General features: G+C 69.6%; 24 protein-coding genes and 1 riboswitch. Of the genes, 16 read left to right on the forward strand and 8 right to left on the reverse strand.

Features of this window, described 5'->3' with window-relative positions; genetic code table 11:
• The first annotated feature begins 111 nt into the window (after positions 1 to 111).
• The 10 genes from clsA to SSP08S_RS52855 all read left to right on the forward strand — a co-directional run bounded on the left by clsA (position 112) and on the right by SSP08S_RS52855 (position 10208).
• Positions 112 to 720, forward strand: coding sequence for a cardiolipin synthase ClsA (gene clsA, locus SSP08S_RS52810; RefSeq protein ID WP_019075735.1), 609 nt, complete (start codon positions 112 to 114; stop codon positions 718 to 720).
• A gap of 114 nt (positions 721 to 834) precedes the next feature.
• A complete protein-coding gene (locus SSP08S_RS52815; protein WP_019075736.1) occupies positions 835 to 3330 on the forward strand; it encodes a mannose-1-phosphate guanyltransferase in 2496 nt (831 codons plus the stop codon).
• Positions 3331 to 3497: 167 nt separating this feature from the next.
• A complete protein-coding gene (locus tag SSP08S_RS52820) occupies positions 3498 to 4334 on the forward strand; it encodes a DUF881 domain-containing protein (RefSeq protein ID WP_019075737.1) in 837 nt (278 codons plus the stop codon).
• Positions 4331 to 4663, forward strand: a complete 333-nt coding sequence (locus SSP08S_RS52825) for a small basic family protein (protein WP_019059351.1) — start codon at positions 4331 to 4333, stop codon at positions 4661 to 4663. The genes SSP08S_RS52820 and SSP08S_RS52825 overlap by 4 nt, the downstream gene beginning before the upstream one ends.
• A gap of 5 nt (positions 4664 to 4668) precedes the next feature.
• Positions 4669 to 5505, forward strand: coding sequence for a DUF881 domain-containing protein (locus tag SSP08S_RS52830; protein ID WP_019075738.1), 837 nt, complete (start codon positions 4669 to 4671; stop codon positions 5503 to 5505).
• A gap of 61 nt (positions 5506 to 5566) precedes the next feature.
• Positions 5567 to 6448 carry a zinc-ribbon and FHA domain-containing protein gene (locus SSP08S_RS60495; protein ID WP_078532895.1) on the forward strand — a complete coding sequence of 294 codons (882 nt, stop codon included), beginning with the start codon at positions 5567 to 5569 and terminating at the stop codon, positions 6446 to 6448.
• Positions 6449 to 6491: 43 nt separating this feature from the next.
• Positions 6492 to 7229, forward strand: a complete 738-nt coding sequence (gene ftsR / locus SSP08S_RS52840; RefSeq protein WP_019075740.1) for a transcriptional regulator FtsR — start codon at positions 6492 to 6494, stop codon at positions 7227 to 7229.
• An 84-nt stretch (positions 7230 to 7313) separates the two neighbouring features.
• Positions 7314 to 7787: a bifunctional nuclease family protein gene (locus SSP08S_RS52845; protein ID WP_006123076.1), complete on the forward strand. Its 474-nt coding sequence runs from the start codon at positions 7314 to 7316 to the stop codon at positions 7785 to 7787.
• A gap of 216 nt (positions 7788 to 8003) precedes the next feature.
• Complete coding sequence (locus tag SSP08S_RS52850) at positions 8004 to 8648, forward strand: MerR family transcriptional regulator (RefSeq protein ID WP_078532896.1); 645 nt, start codon at positions 8004 to 8006, stop codon at positions 8646 to 8648.
• 57 nt (positions 8649 to 8705) lie between these two features.
• Positions 8706 to 10208 carry a DNA polymerase IV gene (locus tag SSP08S_RS52855; RefSeq protein WP_019075742.1) on the forward strand — a complete coding sequence of 501 codons (1503 nt, stop codon included), beginning with the start codon at positions 8706 to 8708 and terminating at the stop codon, positions 10206 to 10208.
• Here SSP08S_RS52855 and SSP08S_RS52860 read toward each other — a convergent pair.
• A complete protein-coding gene (locus SSP08S_RS52860; protein WP_019075743.1) occupies positions 10130 to 10501 on the reverse strand; it encodes a PRC-barrel domain-containing protein in 372 nt (123 codons plus the stop codon). The genes SSP08S_RS52855 and SSP08S_RS52860 overlap by 79 nt on opposite strands.
• A 114-nt stretch (positions 10502 to 10615) precedes the next feature.
• Positions 10616 to 10711: riboswitch (glycine riboswitch) on the forward strand.
• Between the two features lie 178 nt (positions 10712 to 10889).
• Here SSP08S_RS52860 and gcvP point away from each other — a divergent pair.
• On the forward strand, positions 10890 to 13775 hold the full coding sequence (gene gcvP / locus SSP08S_RS52865) for an aminomethyl-transferring glycine dehydrogenase (RefSeq protein ID WP_019075744.1): 2886 nt from the start codon (positions 10890 to 10892) through the stop codon (positions 13773 to 13775).
• Positions 13776 to 13843: 68 nt separating this feature from the next.
• Here gcvP and SSP08S_RS52870 read toward each other — a convergent pair whose 3' ends face one another.
• Genes SSP08S_RS52870 through modA form a run of 3 tightly spaced genes read right to left on the reverse strand, consistent with a single transcriptional unit; the run spans position 13844 to position 16568 of the window.
• Positions 13844 to 14896: an ABC transporter ATP-binding protein gene (locus tag SSP08S_RS52870; RefSeq protein ID WP_019075745.1), complete on the reverse strand. Its 1053-nt coding sequence runs from the start codon at positions 14894 to 14896 to the stop codon at positions 13844 to 13846.
• Positions 14893 to 15750 (reverse strand): ABC transporter permease, encoded by an 858-nt coding sequence (locus tag SSP08S_RS52875; RefSeq protein WP_019075746.1) that lies wholly within the window; start codon positions 15748 to 15750, stop codon positions 14893 to 14895. The genes SSP08S_RS52870 and SSP08S_RS52875 overlap by 4 nt, the downstream gene beginning before the upstream one ends.
• The gene (modA, locus tag SSP08S_RS52880; RefSeq protein WP_019075747.1) at positions 15747 to 16568 is read right to left on the reverse strand and encodes a molybdate ABC transporter substrate-binding protein; all 822 of its coding nucleotides are present in this window, start codon (positions 16566 to 16568) and stop codon (positions 15747 to 15749) included. Before modA ends, SSP08S_RS52875 begins: the two co-directional genes overlap by 4 nt.
• Before the next feature lie 205 nt (positions 16569 to 16773).
• On the opposite strand from modA, the gene SSP08S_RS52885 reads away from it, so the two are divergent.
• Complete coding sequence (locus SSP08S_RS52885) at positions 16774 to 17265, forward strand: molybdopterin-dependent oxidoreductase (RefSeq protein ID WP_026179593.1); 492 nt, start codon at positions 16774 to 16776, stop codon at positions 17263 to 17265.
• Here SSP08S_RS52885 and SSP08S_RS52890 read toward each other — a convergent pair.
• Together SSP08S_RS52890 and SSP08S_RS52895 are read right to left on the reverse strand one after the other, a co-directional pair.
• Positions 17177 to 19921 (reverse strand): molybdopterin-dependent oxidoreductase, encoded by a 2745-nt coding sequence (locus SSP08S_RS52890; RefSeq protein ID WP_019075748.1) that lies wholly within the window; start codon positions 19919 to 19921, stop codon positions 17177 to 17179. The two genes, SSP08S_RS52885 and SSP08S_RS52890, sit on opposite strands and share 89 nt — an antisense overlap.
• A complete protein-coding gene (locus SSP08S_RS52895; RefSeq protein ID WP_019075749.1) occupies positions 19918 to 20739 on the reverse strand; it encodes an FAD binding domain-containing protein in 822 nt (273 codons plus the stop codon). Before SSP08S_RS52895 ends, SSP08S_RS52890 begins: the two co-directional genes overlap by 4 nt.
• Positions 20740 to 20919: 180 nt before the next feature.
• Between SSP08S_RS52895 and SSP08S_RS52900 the strand changes: the two genes are divergently transcribed.
• From SSP08S_RS52900 to SSP08S_RS52910, 3 genes are all read left to right on the forward strand, one after another.
• Entirely contained in the window at positions 20920 to 22683 is a 1764-nt protein-coding gene (locus SSP08S_RS52900) for a helix-turn-helix domain-containing protein (RefSeq protein ID WP_019075750.1), read from the forward strand.
• Positions 22684 to 22709: 26 nt separating this feature from the next.
• Positions 22710 to 23642 (forward strand): LysR family transcriptional regulator, encoded by a 933-nt coding sequence (locus SSP08S_RS52905; RefSeq protein ID WP_019075751.1) that lies wholly within the window; start codon positions 22710 to 22712, stop codon positions 23640 to 23642.
• A 104-nt stretch (positions 23643 to 23746) separates the two neighbouring features.
• Positions 23747 to 24907 carry an NAD-dependent formate dehydrogenase gene (locus SSP08S_RS52910; RefSeq protein WP_019075752.1) on the forward strand — a complete coding sequence of 387 codons (1161 nt, stop codon included), beginning with the start codon at positions 23747 to 23749 and terminating at the stop codon, positions 24905 to 24907.
• A 30-nt stretch (positions 24908 to 24937) separates the two neighbouring features.
• On the opposite strand, the gene SSP08S_RS52915 is transcribed toward SSP08S_RS52910, so the two are convergent.
• Entirely contained in the window at positions 24938 to 25333 is a 396-nt protein-coding gene (locus tag SSP08S_RS52915) for a TOBE domain-containing protein (RefSeq protein ID WP_019075753.1), read from the reverse strand.
• A gap of 98 nt (positions 25334 to 25431) precedes the next feature.
• Here SSP08S_RS52915 and SSP08S_RS52920 point away from each other — a divergent pair, with 98 nt between their 5' ends.
• The gene (locus SSP08S_RS52920; RefSeq protein ID WP_019075754.1) at positions 25432 to 26022 is read left to right on the forward strand and encodes a DUF1707 SHOCT-like domain-containing protein; all 591 of its coding nucleotides are present in this window, start codon (positions 25432 to 25434) and stop codon (positions 26020 to 26022) included.
• Here the strand turns inward: SSP08S_RS52920 and SSP08S_RS52925 are convergent.
• Positions 26000 to 26521 (reverse strand): hypothetical protein, encoded by a 522-nt coding sequence (locus SSP08S_RS52925; protein ID WP_019075755.1) that lies wholly within the window; start codon positions 26519 to 26521, stop codon positions 26000 to 26002. The genes SSP08S_RS52920 and SSP08S_RS52925 overlap by 23 nt on opposite strands.
• Positions 26522 to 26677: the final 156 nt, after the last annotated feature.

Below are 26677 nucleotides of genomic sequence, written 5' to 3' on the forward strand. Positions count from 1 at the left end.
TCCTTTTAGAGCTCTGGCTCTTGGGCACGCAGCCCAAGAGCCAGAGCTTTTTTGCGTTGGGGTAAGGTCAGGGAGCATCGTTGGCTCGTTTTCCCCACAGGAGGCCCCCGGGTGGAGGTCCAGGAGACCCGCGTCCAGACAGACCGGGTGCTCACCATCCCGAACATCCTCAGCATGGCGCGCCTCGTCGGCGTACCCATCTTCCTGTGGTTGATCCTCAGGCCCGAGTTCGGAGGCCCCAAGAGCGACACATGGGCGCTTCTGGTGCTGATGCTGAGCGGGATCAGCGACTACCTGGACGGCAAGCTCGCGCGGCGCTGGAACCAGATCAGCAGCCTTGGCCGGCTTCTTGATCCCGCCGCGGACCGGCTCTATATCCTCTCGACTCTCGTCGGACTCACCTGGCGCGAGATTCTGCCAATCTGGTTGACCGCCGTACTTCTGGCGCGCGAGCTGGTTCTCCTGGTGGTGGTGGGCATCCTCAGGCGTCACGGCTATCCGCCGCTGCAGGTGAACTTCCTGGGTAAGGCCGCGACGTTCAACCTGATGTACGCGTTCCCGTTGCTGTTGCTCAGTGACGGAAGTGGATGGCTTCCGTCACTCGCAGCGATTTTCGGATGGGCGTTCGCCGGATGGGGTACAACGCTGTACTGGTGGGCAGGAGTCCTCTACGTGGTACAAGTCCGCCGCCTGCTGCGTGCGGATGCCACGGCCGACTGACCTTGCCGATGGGGCGGTAACAGTCGCTCGATGGCCCGCTGCGCAAAAGTGCGGGACAATCTGGACTGGTGAAGTCGGCTAGACCGTCGTCTCTCAGAGGAGGACGCTTCCGACATGAAGGCCGTCGTGATGGCCGGAGGCGAAGGCACACGCCTTCGCCCCATGACCTCAAGCATGCCCAAGCCACTGTTGCCCGTGGTCAATCGACCGATCATGGAGCACGTGCTGAGGCTGCTCAAAAGGCATGGGCTCAATGAGACCGTAGTCACCGTGCAGTTCCTGGCCTCACTGGTCAAGAACTACTTCGGGGACGGCGAAGAGCTCGGCATGGAGCTCTCGTATGCCAATGAGGAGAAGCCACTCGGTACCGCCGGAAGCGTCAAGAACGCCGAAGAGGCGTTGAAGGACGATGCCTTCCTCGTCATCTCCGGTGATGCCCTGACCGACTTCGACCTCACCGAACTGATCAATTTCCACAAGGAAAAGGGTGCGCTGGTCACGGTCTGTCTGACCCGGGTGCCCAATCCGCTGGAATTCGGCATCACCATCGTCGACGAAGAGGGAAAGGTCGAGCGTTTCCTTGAGAAGCCGACCTGGGGGCAGGTCTTCTCGGACACGGTGAACACGGGCATCTATGTGATGGAGCCCGAGGTCTTCGACTATGTCGAGGCCGATGTTCCGGTCGACTGGTCCGGCGATGTCTTCCCGCAGCTGATGAAGGAGGGAAAGCCGGTCTACGGCTTTGTCGCCGAGGGCTACTGGGAGGACGTCGGCACTCACGAGAGCTATGTGAAGGCGCAGGCCGATGTCCTGGAGGGCAAGGTCGACGTCGAGATCGACGGCTTCGAGCTGTCGCCGGGCGTATGGGTGGCCGAGGGTGCCGAGGTGCATCCCGACGCGGTTCTTCGCGGGCCCCTCTATATCGGTGACTACGCCAAGGTGGAGGCCGGCGCCGAAATCCGTGAGCACACCGTCATCGGTTCGAACGTCGTCGTAAAGACCGGGGCTTTTCTGCACAGAGCGGTCGTGCACGACAACGTGTACGTCGGCCAGCACAGCAATCTGCGTGGCTGTGTCGTCGGAAAGAACACCGACATCATGCGAGCGGCTCGGATCGAGGACGGCGCGGTCATCGGTGACGAGTGCCTGATCGGTGAAGAATCGATCGTGCAGGGCAATGTGCGGGTCTACCCGTTCAAGACGATCGAAGCCGGCGCCTTCGTCAACACGTCGGTCATCTGGGAGTCCAGAGGGCAGGCGCACCTCTTCGGTGCGCGTGGTGTGTCCGGGATCCTGAACGTGGAGATCACTCCGGAGCTGGTGGTGCGTCTCGCCGGCGCCTACGCCACGACCCTCAAGAAGGGCTCCACGGTCACCACGGCCCGCGACCACTCCCGAGGCGCCCGTGCGCTCAAGCGGGCGGTCATCTCCGCCCTGCAGACCAGCGCCATCGACGTACGGGACCTGGAGAACGTACCGCTGCCCGTGGCTCGGCAGCAGACCGCGCGGGGCAGTGCCGGCGGGATCATGATCCGGACCACACCCGGGGTGCCGGACTCCGTCGACATCATGTTCTTCGACAGTCAGGGCGCCGACCTCTCGCAGGGGAGTCAGCGCAAGCTGGACCGGGTGTTCGCGCGGCAGGAGTACCGGCGTGCGTTCCCCGGTGAGATCGGGGACCTGCACTTCCCGGCCAGCGTCTTCGACTCGTACACCGGATCCTTGCTGCGGAATGTCGACACGACCGGAATTGCCGACTCCGGCCTGAAGGTCGTGGTGGACGCGTCGAACGGCAGCGCCGGGCTCGTGCTGCCCAGCCTGCTCGGCAAGCTCGGTGTGGACTCGCTGACGATCAATCCCGGTCTGGACGAGTCCAGGCCTACGGAGACCGCGGACACGCGGCGGTCGGGGCTGGTGCGGCTGGGCGAGATCGTGGCCTCCGCGCGCGCGGCGTTCGGGGTGCGGTTCGACCCGGTCGGCGAGCGGTTGTCGCTCGTCGACGAGAAGGGGCGGATCGTCGAGGACGACCGGGCCCTGCTGGTGATGCTCGACCTGGTGGCCGCTGAGCGGCGCAGCGGGCGGGTGGCGCTGCCGGTGACCACCACGAGGATCGCCGAGCAGGTGGCGGCCTATCACGGGACCCAGGTCGAGTGGACGACGACCTCGCCGGACGACCTGACCAGGGTCGGTCGCGACGAGACGACCATCTTCGGCGGGGACGGCAAGGCCGGTTTCATCATCCCGGAGTTCAGCAGTGTCTTCGACGGTGCAGCCGCCTTCGTACGACTCATCGGGCTGGTGGCGCGGACTCAACTCACGCTGAGCCAGATCGATGCCCGGATTCCGCGGGCGCATGTCCTGAAGCGGGATCTCGCGACTCCCTGGGCCGTCAAGGGACTTGTGATGCGCCGGGTCGTGGAAGCGGCCGGTGATCGCTTTGTCGATACGACGGACGGTGTGCGGGTCGTGGAGACCGACGGGCGCTGGGTGATGGTGTTGCCGGACCCGGCCGAGGCGGTCACCCATCTGTGGGCCGAAGGGCCCGACGACGCTTCCGCGCAGGCCCTGTTGGACGAGTGGTCGGCGGTCGTGGACAGCGCCGGACGGTAAAACGCGGACCACGCGCGCGTGTCGGACATGTCTCCCCAAGGGGGCCTGTCCGGCACGCCGGTGGGGCCATTCGGAGGTACAGGCCACCACGTGCGACGATGTGCGGCATGCCGCAGCAGCCCCCCGTTCGGAGCACACCCACGCGCCCTGCGCGTCCGGACGCATCCATGTCGCTGCTCACCAACGTCATGGACCACAGCCTCGACGAGGGGTACACCGAGGCCGCCGCCCGGAAGAAGGCCGCGGGCGCGAGCGGCATGCCGAAGCCCCTCAAGGCGAAGCTCGGCCTCGCCGCCGGCCTGGTGCTGGCGGCCCTCGTCGTGACCCTGGGAGCGGCGCAGGCGCGGGTGGCCGCCCCCGTGGTGGCCAAGGAGCGCCAGGAACTGATCGACCGTATCGACAAAGAGACCAAGTCGGCGGACAAGCTGGAAGACAACGTCGACACGCTCCGGGACGACGTGAGCGCGCGGCAGCGGGCGGCGTTGAAGACGAGCGGCGGCAGCGGCCAGGCGGACCTGGTGAGCATGCTGTCCGGCGCCACCGCGGTGCACGGCCCCGGCGTGAAGCTCGTCGTCGACGACGCCAAGGAAGCCAGCAGCGGCGGGGGCGACGACCCGCGTGAGACCGCGGACTTCTCCGACACCGGGCGGGTGCGCGACCGCGACATGCAGCGGGTGGTCAACGGACTGTGGGCGGCGGGCGCCGAGGCCGTCTCCGTCAACGGGCAGCGGCTGACGGCGCTGTCCGCGATCAGGGCCGCGGGCGACGCGATACTGGTCGACAACAGGCCACTGGTGCCGCCCTATACGGTGCTCGCGGTGGGGGACGGGAAGCGTCTGAGTACGCGGTTCCAGAACGGCGCCGACGGGCTCTATCTGAACGCTCTGGAAGACAACTACGGCATCAGGGCGACCATCGCCGTGGAGAGCGATCTCCGGCTGCCCGCCGCGCCGAGTGTGATCGTACGAACAGCACAGCCGAGAACTGAGAAGGGCACATCGTGATCGCCGTACTGGGCCTCATCGTGGGAGTGGTGGCCGGAATCCTGGTCCGGCCTGAGGTGCCGGTGGTTGTCGAGCCCTATCTGCCGATCGCCGTCGTCGCGGCGCTCGACGCCGTCTTCGGTGGTCTGCGGGCGATGCTCGACGGCATCTTCGACGACAAGGTCTTCGTGGTGTCGTTCCTGTCGAACGTGGTCGTGGCCGCCCTGATCGTGTTCCTGGGCGACAAGTTGGGCGTCGGTGCCCAGCTGTCCACGGGTGTCGTGGTCGTTCTCGGGATCCGGATCTTCTCCAACGCCGCGGCCATTCGCCGGCACGTCTTCCGGGCGTGACGTCGATGAGCAACGAGGACGAGCAGCCGGAGAACAGGCTGCGCAGGGAACTGCCCGAAGAGGTACCGGCGTCTGCATCTGCGGAGGCGCCGGTCGCCGAGGAGACGCCCGCTCCCACCGTCACGGGCCGGCAGCGGCTGGTGCAGGGGCTGTGGCCGCCGCGCGCCAGCAGGGCCCAACTCATCGTCGCCGTGCTGCTGTTCGGCCTCGGCTTCGGGCTGGCCGTGCAGGTCGCCTCGAACAGCAACAGTGACAGCGCGCTGCGCGGGGCCCGGCAGGAAGATCTTGTGCGCATTCTCGATGAACTGGACGACCGTACTCAGCGTCTTGAGGACGAGAAGCAGGGTCTGCAGAAACAGCGCGACGAGCTGGAGAACAGCTCCGACCAGGCCGAGGAGGCCCGCAAACAGACGGCCGAGAAGGAGAAGCAACTCGGCATTTTGGCGGGCACCGTGGCCGCGCAGGGACCCGGCATCACGATGACCATCGACGACACGAAGGGAACGGTCGAGGCGGACATGTTGCTCGATGCGGTCCAGGAGTTGCGCGCGGCCGGCGCGGAGGCGATCCAGGTGAACGGCGTACGTGTGGTGGCCGGCACCTATCTGACGGACTCCGACAAGAGCGTGAGTGTCGACGGGAACAAGATCAACGCCCCCTATCGTTTCAAGGTCATCGGCAAGCCGCAGGATCTCGAACCGGCGCTCAACATCCCCGGAGGCGTGGTGCAGACTCTCGAGAAGGAGCAGGCCACCGTCACCGTCGGGCGGTCGAGCAAGATCGTTGTGGATGCCTTGCGGGCCGCGAAGCAGCCTGACTACGCTCGGTCGTCCTCCCGGTGAACCGGGGGTGCATGGGGACCGTCCGGCGAGGGCATGAGGTTGCGGGGGGTCGACGCACCGATTGGGTGGTGCGTGGTGGAAACTGTCTGGTGGATACGGACGTTGTGAGGATGTCCGGGTCGACCGGTGTGTTCAATCAGGGTTCGTCCTGCCCCACGGGCGGGTCTGTTTCGGTCAAGGGGAATCGCCCGTGAAGTTGTTTGCGAAGTTGTTCGGCAAGAGTGCGAAAGAGAGCAGCGACAATCAGACCGCTCGCCATCGCGCACAACCGGACGCGGAGGGCCAGCGTCCACTGTTCCGTGACCAGGTCGCTGGTCAGGGCGCGCCGTCGGTTGACCCTGCGCAGTCCGGCGACATAGGTTTCGGGCAACCGTCAACCTCAAGTACGGGTGGAGGGTTTTCCCCTATGTCGGCCCTGGTGTGTACGAGGTGCGGTAACCGCAACGCGGAGAACAGCCGCTTCTGTTCCAACTGCGGTGCGCCACTGCGCCCCGGTGTGACCCCGGAGCGTGCGTCCGAGACGACGTCCACGATCTCCATCTCCGGTCTCGAGGCCTACGACGCCGAGGTGACCGGCCAGACGCAGATGCCGACGCTCTCTCCGGAGGCGCAGGCGGCCGTCGACGCGCTGCCGTTGGGCTCGGCGCTCCTGGTGGTGCGGCGCGGTCCGAACTCGGGCAGCCGCTTCCTGCTGGACGGCGAGCTGACCACGGCCGGCCGTCATCCGCAGAGCGACATCTTCCTGGACGACGTGACGGTCTCACGCCGCCATGTGGAGTTCCGGCGCGGCGCCGACGGCGCTTTCACGGTCGCCGACGTCGGCAGCCTGAACGGCACGTACGTCAACCGCGAGCGCATCGACTCGGTCCCCCTGGCCAACGGTGACGAGGTGCAGATCGGCAAGTACCGGCTGGTGTTCTACGCGAGCCAGCGGGGTTACTGACCCTCCCTCGGACTGTGTCCGGGGGATTCCCCCAGGAAGGTCCATGCTTCAAACACCGAGCGGCGGTGCCGGGCACGGTACCGCCGCCGCGGACACCGGGCTGATGAGCATCGGCACGGTGCTGAACACGCTGCGCGACGAGTTCCCCGAAGTCACCATCTCCAAGATCCGTTTCCTGGAGTCGGAGGGGCTCATCGAGCCGCAGCGGACCCCTTCCGGATACCGCAAGTTCAGCCCCGCCGACGTCGAGCGCCTCGGCCATGTCCTGCGGATGCAGCGGGACCACTATCTGCCGCTCAAGGTGATCCGCGAGCACCTCGACGCCATGGAGCGCGGGGAGGCCGCCCCGCTGCCCACCGTAGGCCGTCAACGGGACGGCGAAGTCGTCCTGGAGCCCGTGGAGGGCCCCACAGCGGCCCGGATCGGGCGGGCCGAGCTGCTGGCCGCCGCCGGGATTGGTGACCAGGAGCTCGACGAGTGGGAGTCGTACGGACTCATCGCTCCACTGCCGGACGGCGTGTACGACGCGGAAGCCGTCACCGTGGCCGGGCTCGTCCTGGAGTTGGGGCGGTTCGGGATCGAACCCCGGCACCTGCGCGCCATGAAGGCCGCGGCGGACCGCGAGGCCGGGCTCGTCGACCAGGTGGTCGCGCCGCTGAAGCGGCACCGCAATCCGCAGACCAGGGCCCACGCGGAGGCCCGTACGAAGGAACTGGCGGGGCTCACGGTGAAGCTGCACGCCGCCCTGGTGCAGACCGCGCTCGGCGTGCGCCTGCCCTGAGCCGGGCGGGATTACGGCCGCTGATCGGTCACCCGATCCCGGCCCGACTACCCAAACGTCCCGGGCACGGCCTAGGGTTGCTGTGTGAACGAGCTCGATGTCGTAGGTGTCCGGGTCGAAATGCCCTCCAACCAACCGATCGTGCTCCTGCGTGAAGTGGGAGGCGACCGCTACCTCCCCATCTGGATCGGGCCCGGGGAGGCGACTGCGATCGCCTTCGCGCAGCAGGGCATGGCCCCCGCACGACCGCTGACCCACGACCTGTTCAAGGACGTGCTGGAGGCCGTCGGCCAGGAGCTGACCGAAGTACGCATCACGGATCTGCGTGAGGGCGTCTTCTACGCCGAGCTGGTGTTCGCCAGCGGAGTCGAGGTGAGTGCCCGCCCGTCCGACGCCATAGCGCTGGCACTGCGCACCGGGACGCCGATCTACGGCAGTGACGGTGTGCTCGACGACGCCGGCATCGCGATCCCGGACGAGCAGGAGGACGAGGTGGAGAAGTTCCGCGAGTTCCTCGACCAGATCTCGCCCGAGGACTTCGGGACCAACAGCCAGTGAGATCGAGGGCCGGCAGAGAAATGCTGGCATTTGCCACCGGCGTGTGAGAGCGTCCTGCGGCCCGCCGCGAGCGCATTCGGCTAGCCTTTCCCCGCGGTGGGGTACGGGAAACCACTCCTAGGGTGATTATCACTCGGCGTGCCTAGCGTGGCGATCGTTGACGCACCCCTGGTGACTGCCTACCGTCGAGAAGGCAGGTCAAGGACGGAGGTCGGCGTGAGAAGCAGCGGCGACGGTACGGCTGGGGGTGCCCCGGAACGCAGTTTCGGGGACAGTGGCCCGTACCCGCTTCATGGCAGTGCGGCCGATCACGCTCCGCATCGACCCACTGCCGTGCCGAGCAGCGGAGGGGCGACGTCCATGGCGTCCGAGCAGATCGGCTACCGGGGCCCTACGGCCTGTGCGGCGGCAGGCATCACCTATCGGCAACTGGACTACTGGGCACGCACCGGGCTCGTCGAGCCCAGTGTGCGGCCCGCACACGGGTCGGGTACGCAGCGGCTCTACAGCTTCCGGGACGTCGTCGTCCTGAAGATCGTCAAGCGGTTCCTCGACACGGGCGTTTCGCTGCAGAACATCCGCAGCGCCGTGCTGCACCTGCGGGAGTGCGACTTCCGTGACCTGGAGCGCATGACGCTGATGAGCGACGGCGCCACGGTCTACGAGTGCACCTCGCCGGACGAGGTCCACGCCCTGCTCCAGGGCGGCCAGGGCGTCTTCGGGATCGCCGTGGGCGTGGTGTGGCGGGACGTGGAGAGCGCCCTGTCGCAGCTGCACGGGGAGCGCGTCGACACCGGCGAGACGCTCCTCGGGGTCAACCCCGCCGACGAGCTGGCCAGGCGGCGCAACCGGGCCGTCTGAGGGCCCGGCAGGAGCCGTAGCGGGGCATTGTCAGTGGCGTAGGGCAGCATCGGAGATGTGAGAACCGCGCCCACGATCCTGCATCTCGACATGGATGCCTTCTTCGCCTCGGCGGAGCAGGCGTCCAAGCCGAGCCTGCGCGGGAAGGCCGTCGTCGTGGGCGGGCTCGGGCCGCGCGGGGTGGTGGCCACCGCCTCGTACGAGGCACGGGTCTTCGGGGTGAACTCGGCGATGCCCATGGCCCAGGCACGCAGACTCGCTCCGAACGCCGCGTATCTCGTGCCGCGCTTCGGGTTCTACCGGTCGATCAGTGAGCAGGTGATGGCGCTGCTGCGGGCGCTGTCGCCGCTCGTGGAGCCGCTCAGCCTGGACGAGGCCTTCGTGGACCTGGAGGCCGGCGAGGCGGCCTGGGACGCCGAGTCGGCGCGGCGGGCCGGGGAGCGCCTGCGAACCGACATACGGGCGGTCACGGGGCTCACCGGGTCGGTCGGCCTCGCCGCCTCCAAGATGCTCGCGAAGATCGCCTCCGAGCGCGCCAAGCCCGACGGACTGGTGCTGATCGAGCCGGGGAGCGAGCGGGCACTGCTCGGACCGTTGTCGGTGCGCGCACTGCCGGGGGTCGGACCGGCGACGGGCGACCATCTGCGGCGGGCCGGGATCACCACGGTCGACGAGATCGCCGAGGCGGGCGAGGACGAGCTCGTACGCCTGGTCGGCAAGGCGCACGGGCACGCGCTGTACGCCATGGCGCTGGCGCACGACGAGCGGCCCGTGGTGGCCGAGCGGGAGACCAAGTCGGTCTCCGTCGAGGACACCTACGACGTGGACATCCACGACCGGATCCGGGTGGGCCTGGAGGTGCAGCGCCTCGCCGACCGGTGTGTACGGCGGCTGCGGGGCGCCGGGCTGTCGGGGCGGACGATCGTGCTCAAGGTGCGGCGCTACGACTTCTCGACGCTGACGCGGTCCGAGACGCTGCGCGGGCCCACCGACGATCCGGGGGTGGTGCGGGAGGCCGCGGCGCGATTGCTGGACTCCGTGGACACCACGGGCGGGGTGCGGCTGCTCGGGGTGGGCGTTTCCGGGCTCGCCGACTACACGCAGGAGGACCTGTTCGCGCAGGCGGCGGGGGAGCAGGTCGACCTTCTTGAGGAGGAGCACGCGCAGGAAGAAGAGGGCGGGGAGCAGACTGCGCCCGTGGAGCGGCGCTGGCCCGCGGGCCACGATGTGCGCCACTCCGGGTTCGGGCACGGGTGGGTGCAGGGCAGCGGTCTTGGCCGGGTCACCGTGCGGTTCGAAACGCCGGAGGATGCCGGGCCCGGGCGCGTGCGAACCTTCCGGACCGACGATCCCGAGCTGGAGCTGGCGGAGCCGCTGCCGTTGATGACCCGGGACGCGGGTGAACTGGCCGCAGAATCAGGGCAGTTGGTGGCGCCGCTCCCGGAGAATCGAAGACCCGCCGACCCTCCCGTCGCCTCGGCTCAGGTGTCGTCCGAGCCCGCCAGTCTGCCGAAGTCGCGGTCCGGGAGGGAGGGCGGTGGGGCCACATCGAGGCCGTAGTGGTGGTAGAGCTGGAGTTCCTGGTCGGGGGAGAGATGGCGGCCCACGCCGAAGTCGGGGGCGTCCTTGATCAGGGAGCGGTCGAAGGGGATGTGCAGGGTGCCCTCGATCAGTTCGCTGGGCTCCAGGGGGACGAAGGCGTCCCTGGAGAACAGGCCGGTGCGTATGGCCGCCCACTCCGGTACACCGGTCGCGTCGTCGAGGTAGACCTCGTCGATCGTGCCGATCTTGGCGCCGGTGCGGTCGAACGCCTTGCGGCCGATCAGGTTGCGCGGATCGATATCGGTCTCCACGGGCCCTCCTCCTGGTCGCAACTCATTCGTAAACTCTACAAAAGAGCACAATCGGGCCGGTGGCCACTCGAAAGCTCGGCTTCACCGCTCGCTGGTAGGCTGGCGAGCGGCTGCTGACCCCGTGCGGGAGAGTCCTCCAAACTTCATCGGAGGCGCCGAAGGAGCAAATCCTCCCCGGAATCTCTCAGGCTCACGTACCGCACGGACGAGGTCACTCTGGAAAGCAGGGCGGGTGTCGGCGACGGCCCCCGCTCTCACCGACGGTGAAAGCCGGTGACCTTCGGGTTGCCGGTGAAGCTCTCAGGTTGAGATGACAGAGGGGGAGGCCGTCCGGCACCCCACTGTCGTGGTGCCCTCGAAGGTCGTGTCCGACCAGGAGGCCTCCCTAATGACCGCCCCTCGCACTTCGCTCTCCGAGCTCGAACAGGGCATCCCGTTCGAGCAGCGCCACATCGGTCCCGACCAGGAAGCGCGGGCCAAGATGCTCGCGCAGGTCGGCTACGGCTCGCTCGACGAGCTCACGGCCGCCGCGGTCCCTGATGTGATCAAGAACGCCGACTCCCTCGACCTGCCGGGCGCCCGCACCGAGGCCGAGGTACTGGCCGAACTGCGTTCCCTCGCGGACCGCAACGAGGTCCTCGGTTCGATGATCGGGCTCGGGTACTACGGGACCTTCACCCCGCCCGTGATCCTGCGCAACGTCATGGAGAACCCGGCCTGGTACACGGCCTACACGCCGTACCAGCCGGAGATCTCCCAGGGGCGGCTCGAAGCCCTGCTGAACTTCCAGACCATGGTCGCCGACCTCACCGGGCTGCCGACCTCCGGCGCCTCCCTGCTCGACGAGGGCACGGCCGCCGCGGAGGCCGTGGCGCTGTCGCGGCGCATGGGCAAGAACAAGAAGGGCCTGTTCCTGGTCGACGCGGACACGCTGCCGCAGACCATCGCCGTGATCGAGACCCGCGCCGAGCCGGCCGGCGTCGAGGTCGTCGTCGCCGACCTCGGCGAGGGCATCCCGGCCGAGATCGCCGAGCGTGAGATCAACGGCGTGCTCGTCCAGTACCCGGGCGCCTCCGGTGCCGTACGCGACATCAAGCCGCTGATCGACCAGGCGCACGCGCTCGGCGCGCTCGTCACCGTCGCCGCCGATCTCCTCGCCCTCACGCTGCTCAAGTCGCCGGGCGAGCTGGGCGCGGACATCGCGGTCGGTACGACGCAGCGCTTCGGGGTGCCGATGGGCTTCGGCGGGCCGCACGCCGGATACATGGCCGTGCACGAGAAGTTCGCACGCAGCCTGCCCGGGCGGCTCGTGGGCGTCTCCGTCGACGCCGACGGACACAAGGCCTACCGCCTCGCCCTCCAGACCCGCGAGCAGCACATCCGCCGCGAGAAGGCCACCAGCAACATCTGCACCGCCCAGGTGCTCCTCGCCGTCATGGCCGGCATGTACGCGGTCTACCACGGGCCCGACGGGCTCAGGGGCATCGCGCAGCGGACGCACCGGTACGCCACGATCCTCGCCGCCGGGCTCGCCGCCGGCGGTGTCGAGGTCGTGCACGGCGGCTACTTCGACACGCTGACCGCACGCGTGCCCGGCCGGGCCGCCGAGGTCGTCGCCGCCGCGCGCGAGGACGGCGTCAACCTCCACCTCGTGGACGCGGACCAGGTGTCCATCGCCTGCGACGAGACCACGACGCGTGCCCAACTGGCCGTCGTATGGACTTCGTTCGGGGTCGAGGGAGACATCGAGGCGCTCGACGCGACCGCCGAGGACACGCTGCCCGAGGCGCTGCTGCGGAACGACGCGTACCTCACGCACCCCGTGTTCCGGGACCACCGCTCCGAGACCGCGATGCTGCGCTACCTGCGCAGGCTCGCCGACCGTGACTACGCGCTCGACCGGGGCATGATCCCGCTGGGTTCCTGCACCATGAAGCTCAACGCGACCACCGAGATGGAGCCGGTCACCTGGCCCGAGTTCGGCCAGCTGCACCCCTTCGCGCCCGCCGAGCAGGCGCAGGGATACCTCACGCTCATCCGGGAGTTGGAGGAGCGGCTCGCCGAGGTCACCGGGTACGACAAGGTGTCGCTGCAGCCCAACGCCGGTTCGCAGGGCGAGTTGGCCGGGCTGCTGGCGGTGCGTGGGTACCACCGCGCCAACGGCGACGAGCAGCGGACCGTGTGTCTGATCCCGTCGTCCGCGCACGGCACCAATGCCGCGAGCGCCGTCATGGCCGGCATGAAGGTCGTCGTCGTGAAGACCGCCGAGGACGGTGAGATCGACGTCGAGGATCTGCGGGCGAAGATCGAGCAGTACCGCGACGAACTCTCCGTGCTGATGATCACCTACCCGTCCACGCACGGGGTGTTCGAGGAGCACGTCGCCGACATCTGCGCGCAGGTCCACGAGGCCGGCGGTCAGGTCTACGTCGACGGCGCCAACCTCAACGCCCTTGTGGGGCTTGCCAAGCCGGGGCACTTCGGCGGCGATGTCTCGCATCTGAATCTGCACAAGACCTTCTGCATTCCGCACGGCGGTGGCGGTCCGGGCGTCGGGCCGGTGGGCGTGCGCGCGCACCTCGCGCCGTATCTGCCGAACCATCCGCTTCAGCCTGCCGCCGGTCCTGAGACGGGAGTCGGGCCGATCTCCGCTGCGCCGTGGGGCTCCGCCGGGATTCTGCCGATCTCTTGGGCCTACGTCCGGCTCATGGGCGGCGAGGGCCTGAAGCGGGCCACGCAGGTGGCGGTCCTCAGCGCCAACTACATCGCCAAGCGGCTCGAACCGCACTACCCCGTGCTCTACACCGGGCCCGGCGGGCTCGTCGCGCACGAGTGCATCATCGATCTGCGGCCGATCAGCAAGGCGACCGGTGTCTCCGTCGACGACATCGCCAAGCGGCTCATCGACTACGGCTTCCACGCGCCGACCATGTCGTTCCCGGTGGCCGGCACGCTGATGATCGAGCCGACCGAGTCCGAGGACCTCATCGAGCTGGACCGGTTCTGCGAGGCGATGATCGCGATTCGTGGGGAGATCGAGAAGGTCGGGTCGGGGGAGTGGCCGGCCGAGGACAATCCGTTGCGGAACGCGCCGCACACCGCTGCCGCGCTTGGTGGGGAGTGGGGGCACGCTTACTCGCGCGAGGAGGCTGTCTTCCCGGCCGGTGTCTCCGTTGCTGATAAGTACTGGCCGCCGGTGCGGCGGATTGACCAGGCGTTTGGGGACCGGAATCTGGTGTGCTCCTGCCCGCCTTTGGATGCGTACGAGGACTGAGTTTTTCGGCTGCGGGCCCGTTGTGGCTGGTCGCGCAGTTCCCCGCGCCCCTATCGGGGCGCTGTAGCTCAGGTGGGATATGAGTGAGTCTGGGTTGCTTTTACCGCAGCCCAGACCGACGCGCCCTGGTGCAGATCCAGTTCGGCCGCTGCCGGCGTCGTCAGGTCCGCCGCCAGGGGGAGTTCGCCGGTCAGGTCTACGCGGATCTGGTCGCCGTGGGTTTCCAGGCCCGCTACCTCGCAGTGCCAGAGGTTGCGGGCGCTGGCGCCGGTCGGGCGGTCTCGGAAGAGAGTCACCGCGCTGGGTGGGAACGCTACGAAGACCTCGCCGGTCAGGTCCTCCGTGGTGGTGATCGTGGGACCTGTGTCGAGGGTGACCGTGTGGCCGTCGGCGTTGCCCTTGTAGAGGTTGAGCCCGACCAGTTGGGCGATGTAGTCCGTGCGCGGGTGGCGGGCGATGTCGGCGGGGGTGCCCTCCTGGACGATCCTGCCCTGCTCGATCACCACCAGTCGGTCGGCCAACACCATGGCGTCCAGCGGGTCGTGGGTGACCAGGACGGCCACCGCCTCGAACTCTGCCAGGTGGCGGCGGAGTTGGGCGCGTACGTCCAGGCGGGTGCGGGCGTCCAGGGCGGCCAGGGGCTCGTCCAGGAGCAGCAGGCGCGGGCGGGTCGCCAACGCCCTTGCCACGGCTACGCGTTGGGCCTGGCCGCCGGAGAGTTTGCGGGGCTTGGCGCCCGAGTGCTCGGCGAGGCCCATCCGCTCCAGCCACTCGGCTGCGATGGCGCGGGACTCCGCCTTGGTCGCGCCCTGGCAGCGGGGGCCGAAGCCGACGTTGTCGAGGGCGGTGAGGTGCGGGAAGAGGAGATAGTCCTGGAAGACGACACCCACCGGGCGCGACTCCGGGGGAGTACGGTCCAACTCCGCGCCGTCCAGCCGTAGATGACCGTCCGTCAGGCCGACCAGTCCGGCCAGGGCTCGCAACGCGGTTGTCTTTCCGGCGCCGTTGGGGCCGAGGAGGGCGACGACGTCTCCCGGTGCCGCGGTCAGCTCGACGTCGAGGCGGAACGTGCCGCGTTCCACGACGAGATGGGCGTCGAGGCCCTTGTCAGGTGGGGTCATGAGGTCGTCATCCAGCGGTCCCGGAGCCCCGCCAGGACCGCGATCGACACGGCCAGCAGGACCAGGCTGAGGGCGATCGCCGCCTCCGGGTCGTTCTGGAGGGCGAGGTAGACCGCGAGGGGCATGGTCTGGGTGCGGCCGGGGAAGTTGCCGGCGAAGGTGATCGTCGCGCCGAACTCGCCCAGTGCGCGGGCCCAGGCGAGGACCGATCCGGCCGCGATGCCCGGGGCGATCAGGGGGAGTGTGACCCGGCGGAACGCGGTGAAGCGGGAGGCGCCGAGGGTCTGGGCGGCCTCCTCGTAGCGCGGGTCGGCGGCGCGCAGGGTGCCCTCGACGCTGATGACCAGGAACGGCATCGCGACGAACGCCTCCGCGACCACGACACCGGTCGTGGTGAAGGGGAGCGTGATGCCGAACCACGAGTCCAGCCACTGGCCCACGACGCCGTTGCGGCCGAGGGCGAGGAGCAGCGCCACACCGCCCACCACCGGGGGCAGGACCAGCGGGAGCGTCACCAGGGCCCGGACGAAGCGGCGGCCGGGGAACTCCGTGCGGGCCAGCAGCCAGGCCAGCGGCACGCCCAGGACCAGGCACACCGCAGTCGCCAAGGTCGCGCTCAGCAGGGAGAGTTGGAGGGCCTGCCAGACCTCCGTGCTGGTGAGTTGGGACGGCAGCGACCGCCAAGGGGCACGTACCAGCAGGGCGAGCAGTGGGAGCAGCAGGAACGCCAGACCAACGAGTGCGGGCACCAGCAGGGGCAGCGGCACCCCGCGCCCGGTCATCCGGACGCGGCGACGCCGCGGCCCGCCCTTCAGGGTCTCGGTCGCGGCGTCGGAGGTGTCGAGCTGGGTCACGGCTTGAGGAAGCCCGCCGCGGACAGCACCTTCTGGCCCTCGGCGGACTGCACGAGCGCGATGAACGCCTTGGCGGCGACGGCGTTGGGCGCGTTCTTCAGGAGGACGATCGGGTAGTCGTTGATGGCGTCGGCGGACTCGGGGAACTCCACGCCCTCCACCTTGCTGCCGGCCGCGTGCACGTCGGTCTTGTAGACGACCGCCGCGTCGGCCTCCTTCAGCACCACCTTGTTGAGGGCGGACTTGACGTCCTCCTCGTACGACACCGGGGTGAGCTTCAACTTGCTTGCGGTGAGCGCCTTTTGGGCCGCCGCGCCGCACGGCACCGTCTTGTCGCAGAGCACGACCTTGAGCGAGGACTTGGTGAGGTCCTTGAGGGAGGTCACCTTGTCGGGGTTGCCCGGCAGCGTGGCGATCTCCAGCTGGTTGCGGACGAAGGTGGCCGGTGTGCCCACGCCGTCGCCCTTGTCCGTGACGATCGCCATGGTCTTGGGGCTCGCGGCGGCGAACACGTCGGCCGGGGCACCGCTGGTGATGCTCGCGGCGAGGGTGTCGCTGCCCGCGAAGTTGAAGGTGACCTTGGTGCCGGGGTGCGCCGTCTCGAACTCCTTGCCCAGGGTCGTGAACGACTCCTTGAGCGAGGCGGCGGCGAAGACGGTGACGGTGCCGGACATCTTCGGGGACGCGGACGCCGAGGTGTCGGACTTCGAGGAGGACGAGTCGTCGCTGGAGGAGCAGGCGCTCAGGGCCAGCAGCGCGGCGGCTCCGGCCCCCGCGACCTGCAGGGTCCGGCGGGTCCGACGCGCGGAACGGGTCATCACGGTTCTACTCCTCTGATTCTGCCGATAAGGGGTTGTCGCGCCCTTGCCCGGCCGCAACGGCCGTGCCGCGATGATACTGCCGCATATGCAAGGTGTAAGTCTCCTGTCGCATCGCATGAGCTGCGCCATTCCCTTGTGGGGTGCGCATGTGCGTTTGTACGGGACTGCCGTCCGGGTACCACATTCCGGGAGGTGATGGCTCGTGACGCTCGCGCAGCTCGACCTGACGGGGGACCTCGCCCGGCCCGCCCGGCTCACCGTGCCGGACCTGCTGAACTGGCCGCTGCACCGGGTCCGGGTCAGCTTCGAGTGCGCCACCAGCGGCACCCAGGTCCACCGCTTCGCGGGACCCCGGCTCTACGACGTCCTGTCCGCGGCCGGTCCCGGCTTCGACCCCGTCCGCCGCAAGGACCGGTTGCGCTTCCTCATCGCGGTGAGCGGTACGGACGGGCACCATGCGCTGCTGTCCTGGGCCGAGATCGATCCCGACTTCGCTCATGCCCCTGTTCTGCTCGCTGTGAGCATCGACGACACCCCGCTCGACCGTGCCGGGCCGCAACTGGTGCTTCCACAGGACCGCTGCGGGGCCCGGCACATCAGTGGGATCAGTGCGATACGGGTGGACGGGGGGTACGGCGCGGCGAGTCGGCCAGTGCCAGCCACACCCGGTCGCGGGTCAGCGGAAGTTCGGTGAAGCGGACGCCCGTCGCGTCCCGCAGGGCGTTGGCGAAGGCGGGCGCGACCGGGTTGAAGGGGCTCTCGCTCATCGACTTGGCGCCCAACGGCCCGATGGCGTCCGCCGTTTCCATGAAGTGCACCTCGGTGCGCGGCACGTCCGCGTACTGCGGGAGCCGGTAACGACGGAAGGCGGCCGTCTCCACCGTGCCCTGCCCGTCGATGCGGACGTTCTCGAAGAGGGTCGCGCCGAGCGCCTGGGCCACCCCGCCCTCCACCTGCCCCCGGCACTGCATCGGGTTCATCACCTTGCCCGCGTCGGCCGCGTGCACACTGCGCAGGATGCGGATCTCACCCGTGTCCGGGTCCACGGCGACCCTGAACCACTGCGCGTTGAAGGCCACCGAGCGCGGGGTGCCGCCGAAGTGTCCGTCTGCGGTGAACTCGACCCCGACCGCCGCACCGGCCGCGTGCAGCTCCTTCAACGACAGCCGGCCACCAGGATGCAGTACGGCCTCCTCCGCCAACCGGCAGTCCGCGCGCGGGAGTTGCAGATGGGCGGCGGCGAAGTCGAGCAACTGGTCGGCGAGGGCGCGGGATGCGCGCAGCGTGGCCTTGCCCGCCACCACCGTGCCCGTGGAGGCGAAGGCGCCCGTGTCATGGCGTACGACGTCCGTGTCGGACTGGCGGACGGTGATCCGGTCGACGGTGGTGGCGAGTTCGCCGGCGGCGATCTGGCGGTGGACGGTCGTCGTGCCGTTGCCGAACTCGGCGGTGCCCACGGCGAGATCGAAGCCGCCGTCGGGCAGGAGGCCTGCCTTCGCGTCGGCGATGTGGCCGCCGGGCGGGCCGGTCGCGATCATTGCCAGGGCGGTGCCCTCGCCCACCAGCCAGCCATCTGGGGGGAGTTCGGAAATGGGCTCCGCCTGGGCGCGGCGCACGATCGCGAGGCACTGGTCGAGGCCGTAGCTCGCGATGTGCAGGTCCTCCTCCTCGCCGCCGGGGGAGAGCATCGGCTCGCCGGGGCCGATGATGTTCTTGGCCTTGAATTCCAGCGGATCCAGGTCCAGTTGGCGGGCGAGTTCGTCGAGGGCCGACTCCACGGCGAACATCACCTGGCCGAGGCCGTAGCCGCGGAAGGCGCCCGCCGGGACGGTGTGCGTGTAGACGGAGAAGGCGTCGACCTTCTTGTGCGGGGCGCGGTAGACGGCCATCGACTCGCCGACGCTGTGGAACATGACGGCGGGGCCGTGGTTGCCGTAGGCACCTGTGTTGGAGACAACTCGCAGTTGCAGTGCGGTGAGTTGGCCGTCGCGTCGGGCGCCCGCCTTCACGTTGATGGTGAACGGGTGGCGGGTGGTCGCGCCGTAGAACTGCTCGGCTCGGGTGTACTCCAGTTTCACCGGGCGGCGCAGGTGCAGGACCGCGAGGGCCACTATGTCCTCGACGAGCATCTCCTGCTTGCCGCCGAAGCCACCGCCGACCCGGCCGGCGATGACCCGCACCTGCTCCTCGGGGAGGTCGTAGAGCGCGCAGAGGGCGCGGCGGGTCAGGAACGGGGTCTGTGAACTGGTGCGTACCATAAGCCTGTTGTCCTCGTCGAACCACGCCACCGCGCCGTGCGTCTCCAGGCTCGCGTGCTGGACGCGTTGGGTGCGGTAGGTGTCTTCGTAGATCGCGTCGGCCTCCGCGAAGCCTGCCTCCACGCTGCCGATCTCGCCGTGGGCCTCGCCGACCACGTTGTCCTGGGGGCGTGAAATGCGGGCCGTGGCCGCGTCCTTGTCGTGGACGACGGGCGCGCCGGGGCGCATCGCCTCCTCCGGGTCGAGGACCGCGGGCAGGATCTCGTACGTCACCTCGACGCGTCGGCAGCCCTCCTCGGCGGCGGCCTCGCTGTCGGCGACCACGGCGGCGACGCGCTGGCCGACGTAGCGGACGGTGTCGTCGAGGACGCGGGTGTCGTCGGGGTCCTCGGTGGGGTGTTCGTGGCGGGCCGTGGAGAAGCGGCGTTCGGGGGCGTCGTAGTGGGTGAACACGGCGTGCACGCCCGGGACTTGGAGGGCTGCCGTGGTGTCGATCGCGGTGATGCGGGCGTGGGCGTGCGGGGAGCGGAGGAGCTTCATGTGGAGCAGGTCGGGGATGTCGATGTCGAAGGTGTAGCGGGCTGTGCCGGTGACGACCTGGGGGCCTGCGGGGGCCGGGAGATTGCGACCCACCGCCTCGCCCGCACCGGGTGCTTCGGCGTGGCATACCCCGCGTACCGCGTCCTCGATGGCGCGGTAGCCGGTGCAGCGGCAGAGGTTGCCCTTGAACGCGCGGGGGAGATCGGTGAGTTGGTCCTCGTCGAGGGCGGCCGTCGTCATCAGGAAGCCGGCCGTGCAGAAGCCGCACTGGAAGCCCTGCGCGTCGAGGAACTTCCGCTGGACCGGGTGGAGTTCGCCGTCCTCGCCGGCCAGGCCCTCGACCGTGGTGACGGTACGGCCGTCGGCGCGGAAGGCCGGGTAGAGGCAGCTGTGCACGGGCTCGCCGTCCACATGGACCGTGCAGGCGCCGCAGTCGCCCGCGTCGCAGCCCTTCTTCACGCCGAACCAGCCGCGCTCGCGGAGATAGGTGCGCAGGCACTGACCCGGGCGGGGTTCTTCGGCGAAGGAGCGGCCGTTGACGTCGATCTTCATGCTGCCGCCTCTCCCAGCTCCAGTTCCCGGCGGATCTCCTCCGCGTAGTGGAACGTCATGTGCGCGCGCCATTCCGGCAGCCCGTGGATGTCGTCGAACCATTCGTCGACGGTGGAGGCGATCGCCGTGCGCAACTCCTCGGCGGTCGGCGGCAGTTGAAACCACAGGCGGAACGGGCGGACCGTCGAGGCGGTGATCGTCAGCGCGAATGAGCCGTCCTGCGGGTCCAGGGTGCCGATGACCAGGACTCCGGAGCGGCCGAGGCCGTAGAGGGAGGCCTGGCGGAAGGCCGTACGGCAGGTCAGGGCGCGGGCCGGGACGGTGATCGAGCGGAGGAGTTCACCGTCGGCCATGTCTTTGCGGCCCGCGCCGGTCACGAAGTCGGTGACGTGGACCCGGCGGTGTACGCCGTCCTGGGACAGGAGCAGGCACTCGCCGTCAAGGGCGGCCGTGAGGGAGATCATCGGGCCTGCGGGGAGGGCGTTGCAGAGGTTGCCGCCGACCGTCGCCATGTTCCAGATCTTGAAGGAGGCGAGGAAGGCGCGGCAGCACTGCTCGAACAGCGGGGCCGCCTCGGTCGTCAACTCCCTCGCGAAGCGGGAGAGTTGGGCGATCGTGCAGGTCGCGGCGATCTCCAGGGAGCCGTCCGGGAGGTGCTGGACGGGGGTCCAGCCGGTGCGGCTCAGGTCCACCAGGCGGCGCAGGTGCGGCTGCGGCTCGGAGAAGAGGTAGGTGCCGCCGCCGAGCCAGGCGTCGCCCGGCCGCCAAGGGGTCGGCTGCCGGGCGTCGAGGATCTCGGCCACCGTGTTCAGGTCCATGACCGCCAGTGAAGCAACGCGGGCCGGGCCGGGACGACTGGTTCACAGCACGGAAACGCCGATGTTCCAAGGCTTCGCATTGGAGGATCAACCAAGAGGCGTTTCGGGTGATTGGTCTTGCACTTACCATGCAATCACTCGTGTTCACCTGGCGAATGCGAGATGCGAGGAGCCGGAACCATGCACGTCGAACACCTCCTTCAGGACGAGTCCCTCGGCCTGCGTCTGCTGTGGGCCGAGGACGCCCAGCTGGCGCGGGAGATCAGCGGGGTGACCGTGACCGACCTGGAGGATCCCGCGCGGTTCGTGCGGCGGGACGAGGTGGTGCTCAGCGGGCTGGTCTGGTGGTCGGCCGAGGACGGGCCCGGGCGGGCCGAGCGGTTCGTGTCCGCGCTGCGCGGAGCGGGGGCCGCCGCGCTGCTCGCCGGGGAGGAGACGCACGGCTCGGTGCCGGACGACCTCGTCGAGGCGTGTGTCCGGCACGGGCTGCCGGTGGCCGCCGTACCGGCGCACATCATGTTCCGCGCGATCACCGACACCGTGTACCTCGGGAAGTGGGGCGAACTGAGCCGTCGGCACGCGCTGCCGGACGGCGTGCGGGGGCGGCTGAGCCGGATGGCCGCGCAGGGTGCGGGCCCGGAGGCGATCGTGGCGACGGCCTTCGCCCACCTCGAACGGGCCGTCGCGTACGTCCTCACACCGTCCGGGCGTACGGTCGCGGCCACTCCGGGTGCGGCCGCGATATCCGCGCGGGAGGCCACCGCGCTGCTGGCGGAGGCCCTGCCCGTCGACGCCGACGGGGTCTCGCCGTACGAACGCTGGCACCTCTGCCTTCCCGACCCCGACGACGCCCCGCCGCGCATGCTGCACGAGCTGGCCTCGGTGCTGGGACGCTGCCAGGAGGCGCGGGTCCGGTCGCGGGCCGAAGAGCGCCAGACGGCGGACGAGTTGGGGGCGCTGCTCGCCGTGCCCGGTACGGATCCTTCGGTCGTGGCGGCGCTACGGTCCTGTGGGCTGCCGGAGGAAGGGCCGTACCGCGTGCTGGTCGCGGAGACCGGGGCGCAGCGGGCGGGGCTGGCGGAGGGGGCGTTGGCGGAGGTGGTCGCGCATGTGGTGGCGGGGGTGGGTTCGGCTGCCGCGGGTGGGGTTGCGGGGGCGGTGTCGGCGGCGAGGTTGAGCGCTGGGGCTGGGGCTGGGGCTGGGCAATTGTCGAACGGCCCGGCCGTCGCGGGAGCTGTGGGACGGTCGCGGGGCGGTACGCCTGTGGCGGACGCGGTGGGACGGTCGCGGGGCGGCGCTCCGGGTGCGGGGGCCGCGGAACGGTCGTCGAACGGCGTGGCGACAGCGGGAGTTGGTGAGTGGGCGTCGGGTGGCGCCGTGCTCGCCGATGGTCTGGTGCCGGGCGCGGGAGCCGTAGGACGGTTGCCGGACGGTACCGCGTTCGCGGTCGTCACCCAGGGGGAGGCCGAGGCGTTTCGCGAGGTCTGGTCGCTCGTCGCCGGTGGTGAAGCGGCCGTGCCGCTCTACGGCGGTACCGGGGCGGCCGTGGCCGAGGCGAAGGGTCTCGACGGGGCGTTGGCGCAGGCGCGTTACGCGCTCAGCTCGGCGCGCGGCACCGCGCGCCACGGATCCGCGCTCGTCGACGCCTCGGCGCTCACCGGGCTCGACGCACTGCTCACCGGTGTGCCGGCCGAGGTCCGTACCGCCTTCAGCCGGACCGTTCTCGGTGAACTGCGGGGCAACGCCGTCCTGTTGGAGACGCTGGAGACCTTCCTCGCGTGTGACGGCTCCTGGGCGCGGACCGCGGAGGCGCTGCATCTGCACGTCAACTCCGTGCACTACCGCATCGGGCGCATCGAGCACTTCACCGGGCGCGACCTCTCCCGCCTCTACGACCGACTCGACCTGTGGGCAGCCCTGTTGTGCCGGACGGACAGCGCCTAGCCTGCACGTCACAGGGGAGGTCAGGGATGCTGTTGCGTCAGCTGGAGTACCTCGTCGCGCTCGCCCGTGAGCGGCACTTCGCGCGCGCCGCGGCGGCCTGCTATGTCTCGCAGCCCTCGCTGTCGGCCGCGATCCGGCGCCTGGAGCACGAGTTGGACGTGCCGATCGTGCGGCGCGGCCGGCGGTACGAGGGGCTGACCCCGGAGGGCGAGGTGGTGCTCGCCTGGGCGCACCGCATCCTGGCCGAACGGGACGCCCTGCACCAGGAGTTGTCCGCCCTGCGCGGCGGCCTGGCCGGCACGCTGCGGCTGGGTGTGGTGCCGACCGCGCTGCCCGCCGCCTCCCTTCTCACCACCCCGTTCTGTGAACGGCATCCCCGGGCCCGGGTCGCCCTGGAGTCGCTGTCGTCCGTCGACATCCTGCACGGGCTCGCCGAGTTCGAGCTGGACGCGGCGATGACGTACCTGGACGACGACAGCCTGCGCAACGTCCACCGCTTCCCGCTCTACGAGGAGCGGTATGTGCTCCTCACGCCGGTCGACGGGCCTCTTGCCGGTGTTTCCAAGGCCAGTTGGGCACAGGCGGCCACCCTCCCGCTCTGCCTGCTCAACTCGAGGATGCGCAACCGCCGCATCATCGACGAGTGTTTCGCCGCCGAGGGGGCGACGGCCTCCCCGGCGATCGAGTCGGACAGCGTCGCCGGGCTCTACACGCTGCTGCCCGGCGGGCGTTGGTCCAGCGTGATCTCGCACGCTTGGCTGCACATGTTCGACGTACCTGAGGGGATGCGGGTGGTGCCGCTGAAGGGGCCCGCGCACGGTCCCCGGGTCGGACTGGTCGTCGCCCGCACCGAGCCCCAATCGGTGCTCGCGGAAGCCCTGTTGAAGGTGGCGAGGGAGGCAGGCGTACGCGACGCGCTCGACGAACTCCTGCACACCTACCTCGACAGCGATCGCTGATAGAAGCGGTCTATCCCGGCATAGCAACGTTCGCTTTGACCAGGGCGATTCACCCCGAGGATCGTGAAGTGCACCTTCCGACAACGGAGTTGAGGAGCCGCGACATGGCCAAGGTTCTCTGTGTCCTGTACGACGACCCGACCGACGGATACCCGACCTCGTACGCCCGCGACGACCTGCCCGTGATCGACCACTACCCGGGCGGTCAGACCACCCCCACCCCCGAGGCCGTCGACTTCACCCCGGGGCAGCTCCTCGGCAGTGTCTCCGGTGAACTCGGGCTGCGCGCCTACCTGGAGGGCGCCGGGCACACCCTGGTCGTCACCTCCGACAAGGACGGCGAGGGCTCGGTCTTCGACCGTGAACTGGTCGACGCCGACATCGTGATCTCGCAGCCGTTCTGGCCCGCGTACCTCACCCCCGAGCGGATCGCCGCCGCGAAGAACCTCAAGCTCGCGGTCACCGCCGGCATCGGCTCCGACCACGTCGACCTCGACTCGGCGATCTCGCACGGCGTGACGGTCGCGGAGGTGACGTACTGCAACAGCATCAGCGTCGCCGAACACGTCGTGATGATGACGCTGTCGCTCGTGCGCAACTACCTGCCGTCCTACCAGGTCGTGCTCGACGGCGGCTGGAACATCGCGGACTGCGTGGCCCGTTCGTACGACCTCGAAGGCATGCACGTCGGGACGGTCGCCGCCGGGCGGATCGGGCTCGCGGTGCTGCGGCGGCTCGCGCCCTTCGACGTGAAGCTGCACTACACCGACCGGTACCGGCTGTCCGAGGACGTCGAGCGGGAGTTGGGGCTGACCTGGCACGAGAGCGCCGAGGACATGGTGCCGCACTGCGATGTCGTCACCATCAACGCGCCGCTGCACCCGGAGACGGAGGGGCTGTTCGGCGACAAACTGCTCGCGCAGATGAAGCGCGGCGCGTATCTCATCAACACCGCGCGGGCGAAGATCGTCGACCGGGACGCCGTCGACCGGGCGCTGCGCAGTGGGCAGTTGGCGGGGTACGCCGGTGACGTGTGGTTCCCGCAGCCCGCTCCGGCGGACCACCCGTGGCGCACCATGCCGCACCACGGGATGACCCCGCACATCTCCGGGTCCTCGCTGTCGGCGCAGGCCCGGTACGCGGCGGGCACCCGGGAGATCCTGGAGGCGTTCTTCGCGGGGCGGCCGATCCGCGACGAGTATCTGATCGTGGACGGGGGCGCGTTGGCGGGGACCGGCGCGCACTCCTACTCGGTCAACAAGTGACGCGGTGACCGACGGGGGCCGCCGCGCGCCTCACACGCGGTCGATATGTACGTTCGTCGACTTCACGCGGGCGGTGGCCTCCATGCCGACCTCCAGGCCGAGTTCCTCGACCGCCTCCCGGGTCAGCAGCGAGACCAGCCGGTGCGGACCCGCCTGGATCTCGACCTGGGCGGCGACGTCGCCGAGCTTGATCGCGGTGACGATGCCGGGGAACGCGTTGCGCACCGAGGTGTAGGAGGGGTCCTCCACGACACCGCCCGCCTTCGCCAACTCGACCGAGAACGCGGCCAGATCGACCCCGTCGATGAGCCGTCGGCCGCCCTCGTCGCGGTGGGTCGTCACCCGGCCCGCGTCCGCCCACCGGCGCGCGGTGTCCGGACTCACGCCGAGCAGCCGCGCCGCCTGGCCGATTGTGTAGGACTGCATACGCGCCACCCTAGGGGGAGAAACGGAAGTCGGTGGACGGGGGGTTGGCTCTGGGGTATAACGCGATATAGCGTCAGTCCGTCGATCGGGGTGAGGGTATGTCGGGTGAGCTGATGGGCACGACCGGGTTGCGGGCCTCGCACGCGGACCGGGACCGTGTCGTGGACGTGCTGACCGGCGCGGCCGGCGACGGACGGCTGACCGCCGAGGAACTCGACGAGCGCGTCGAGGCCGCGCTGTCCGCCCGCACGCTGGGGGAGCTGGCGGTTCTGACGGCGGACCTTCCGGTGGTGGCGGGCGCGACTCCGGTCGAGGTGAAGGACGTCGCCCGCATCGAGCAGAACGGCGGCTCGACGCGCCGCGGTGACGGCTGGGTGGTGCCGCGCCGGCTGGAGATCCAGTCCCGCCTCGGCGATGTGACGCTCGACTTCACCCAGGCGGTGATCAGCCAGGCCACGCTCCGTATCGACCTGGACATGCACCTGGGCGCGCTACGGCTGCTGCTCCCGCCGGGCGTCGCCGTGAGCACCGACGACCTGGTGCTCAACTACAGCAAGGTCAAGACGCGCGGGCCCGGTGACCTGGACACTCCGGTGGACCTGCGGATAGAGATCGTCGGGCAGGTGGGGTTCGGGAAGGTCCTGATACGCCGGACGCGGCGCAAGGTCAGGAAATCCCCGACGCCCTGAGCACCGAGCGGGCCGTCTCGTCGTCGACCAGGTGGCCCAGGTGACGCCGGACATCGGTGCCCTGGCGCAGTGTGCCGCGCTCCATCGAGTGCCGTATGCCCGTGTCCAGTTCGTGCCAGAGAAGGGGGTTGGCGACCAGCACCCGGGGGTCCAGTTCGAGCCACTGTCCGTACGTGTCCCGCAGGACCAGGCGCGCGGAGACATCGCCGTACTGCCGTACGACGGTCAGCGCGTCCGTGTGCACGGTGCGGCGCAGCAGCGGGCTGTCCACGGTGAGCCAGCCGGGGCCGGCGGTGACGCGGTGCGGGAGCAGTACGGCGCAGAGCGCCGCCGACATGGCGAACCACAGCAGCGCACGGGTCAGGGTCAGGGTTCCGGCGTTCCAGTCGACCAGCAGGGTCATCCCGAGGAAGCCGAGCGCGCAGCCCGCCGCCAGCCGGGCGTCGCCGCGCCAGTGGCGGTCGCCGGTCGGGTCCGGTGGTGGGGTGCTGTGCCGCATGAGGCCGACCGTAGGCCGCCCCGGTCCCGACGCGCGGGCCCCTGACGGCCCTCTTACACTGCGGGACCGGATTTTGTCGTGTCTCTTACGGTGACGGCGGCTCGGCCGGTCCGGAACGGTCGGCCGGCGTGCTGGCAGCGGCGCCGGTCTGCTCGT

Source organism: Streptomyces hokutonensis (assembly GCF_000376565.1).
Lineage (GTDB): Bacteria > Actinomycetota > Actinomycetes > Streptomycetales > Streptomycetaceae > Streptomyces > Streptomyces hokutonensis.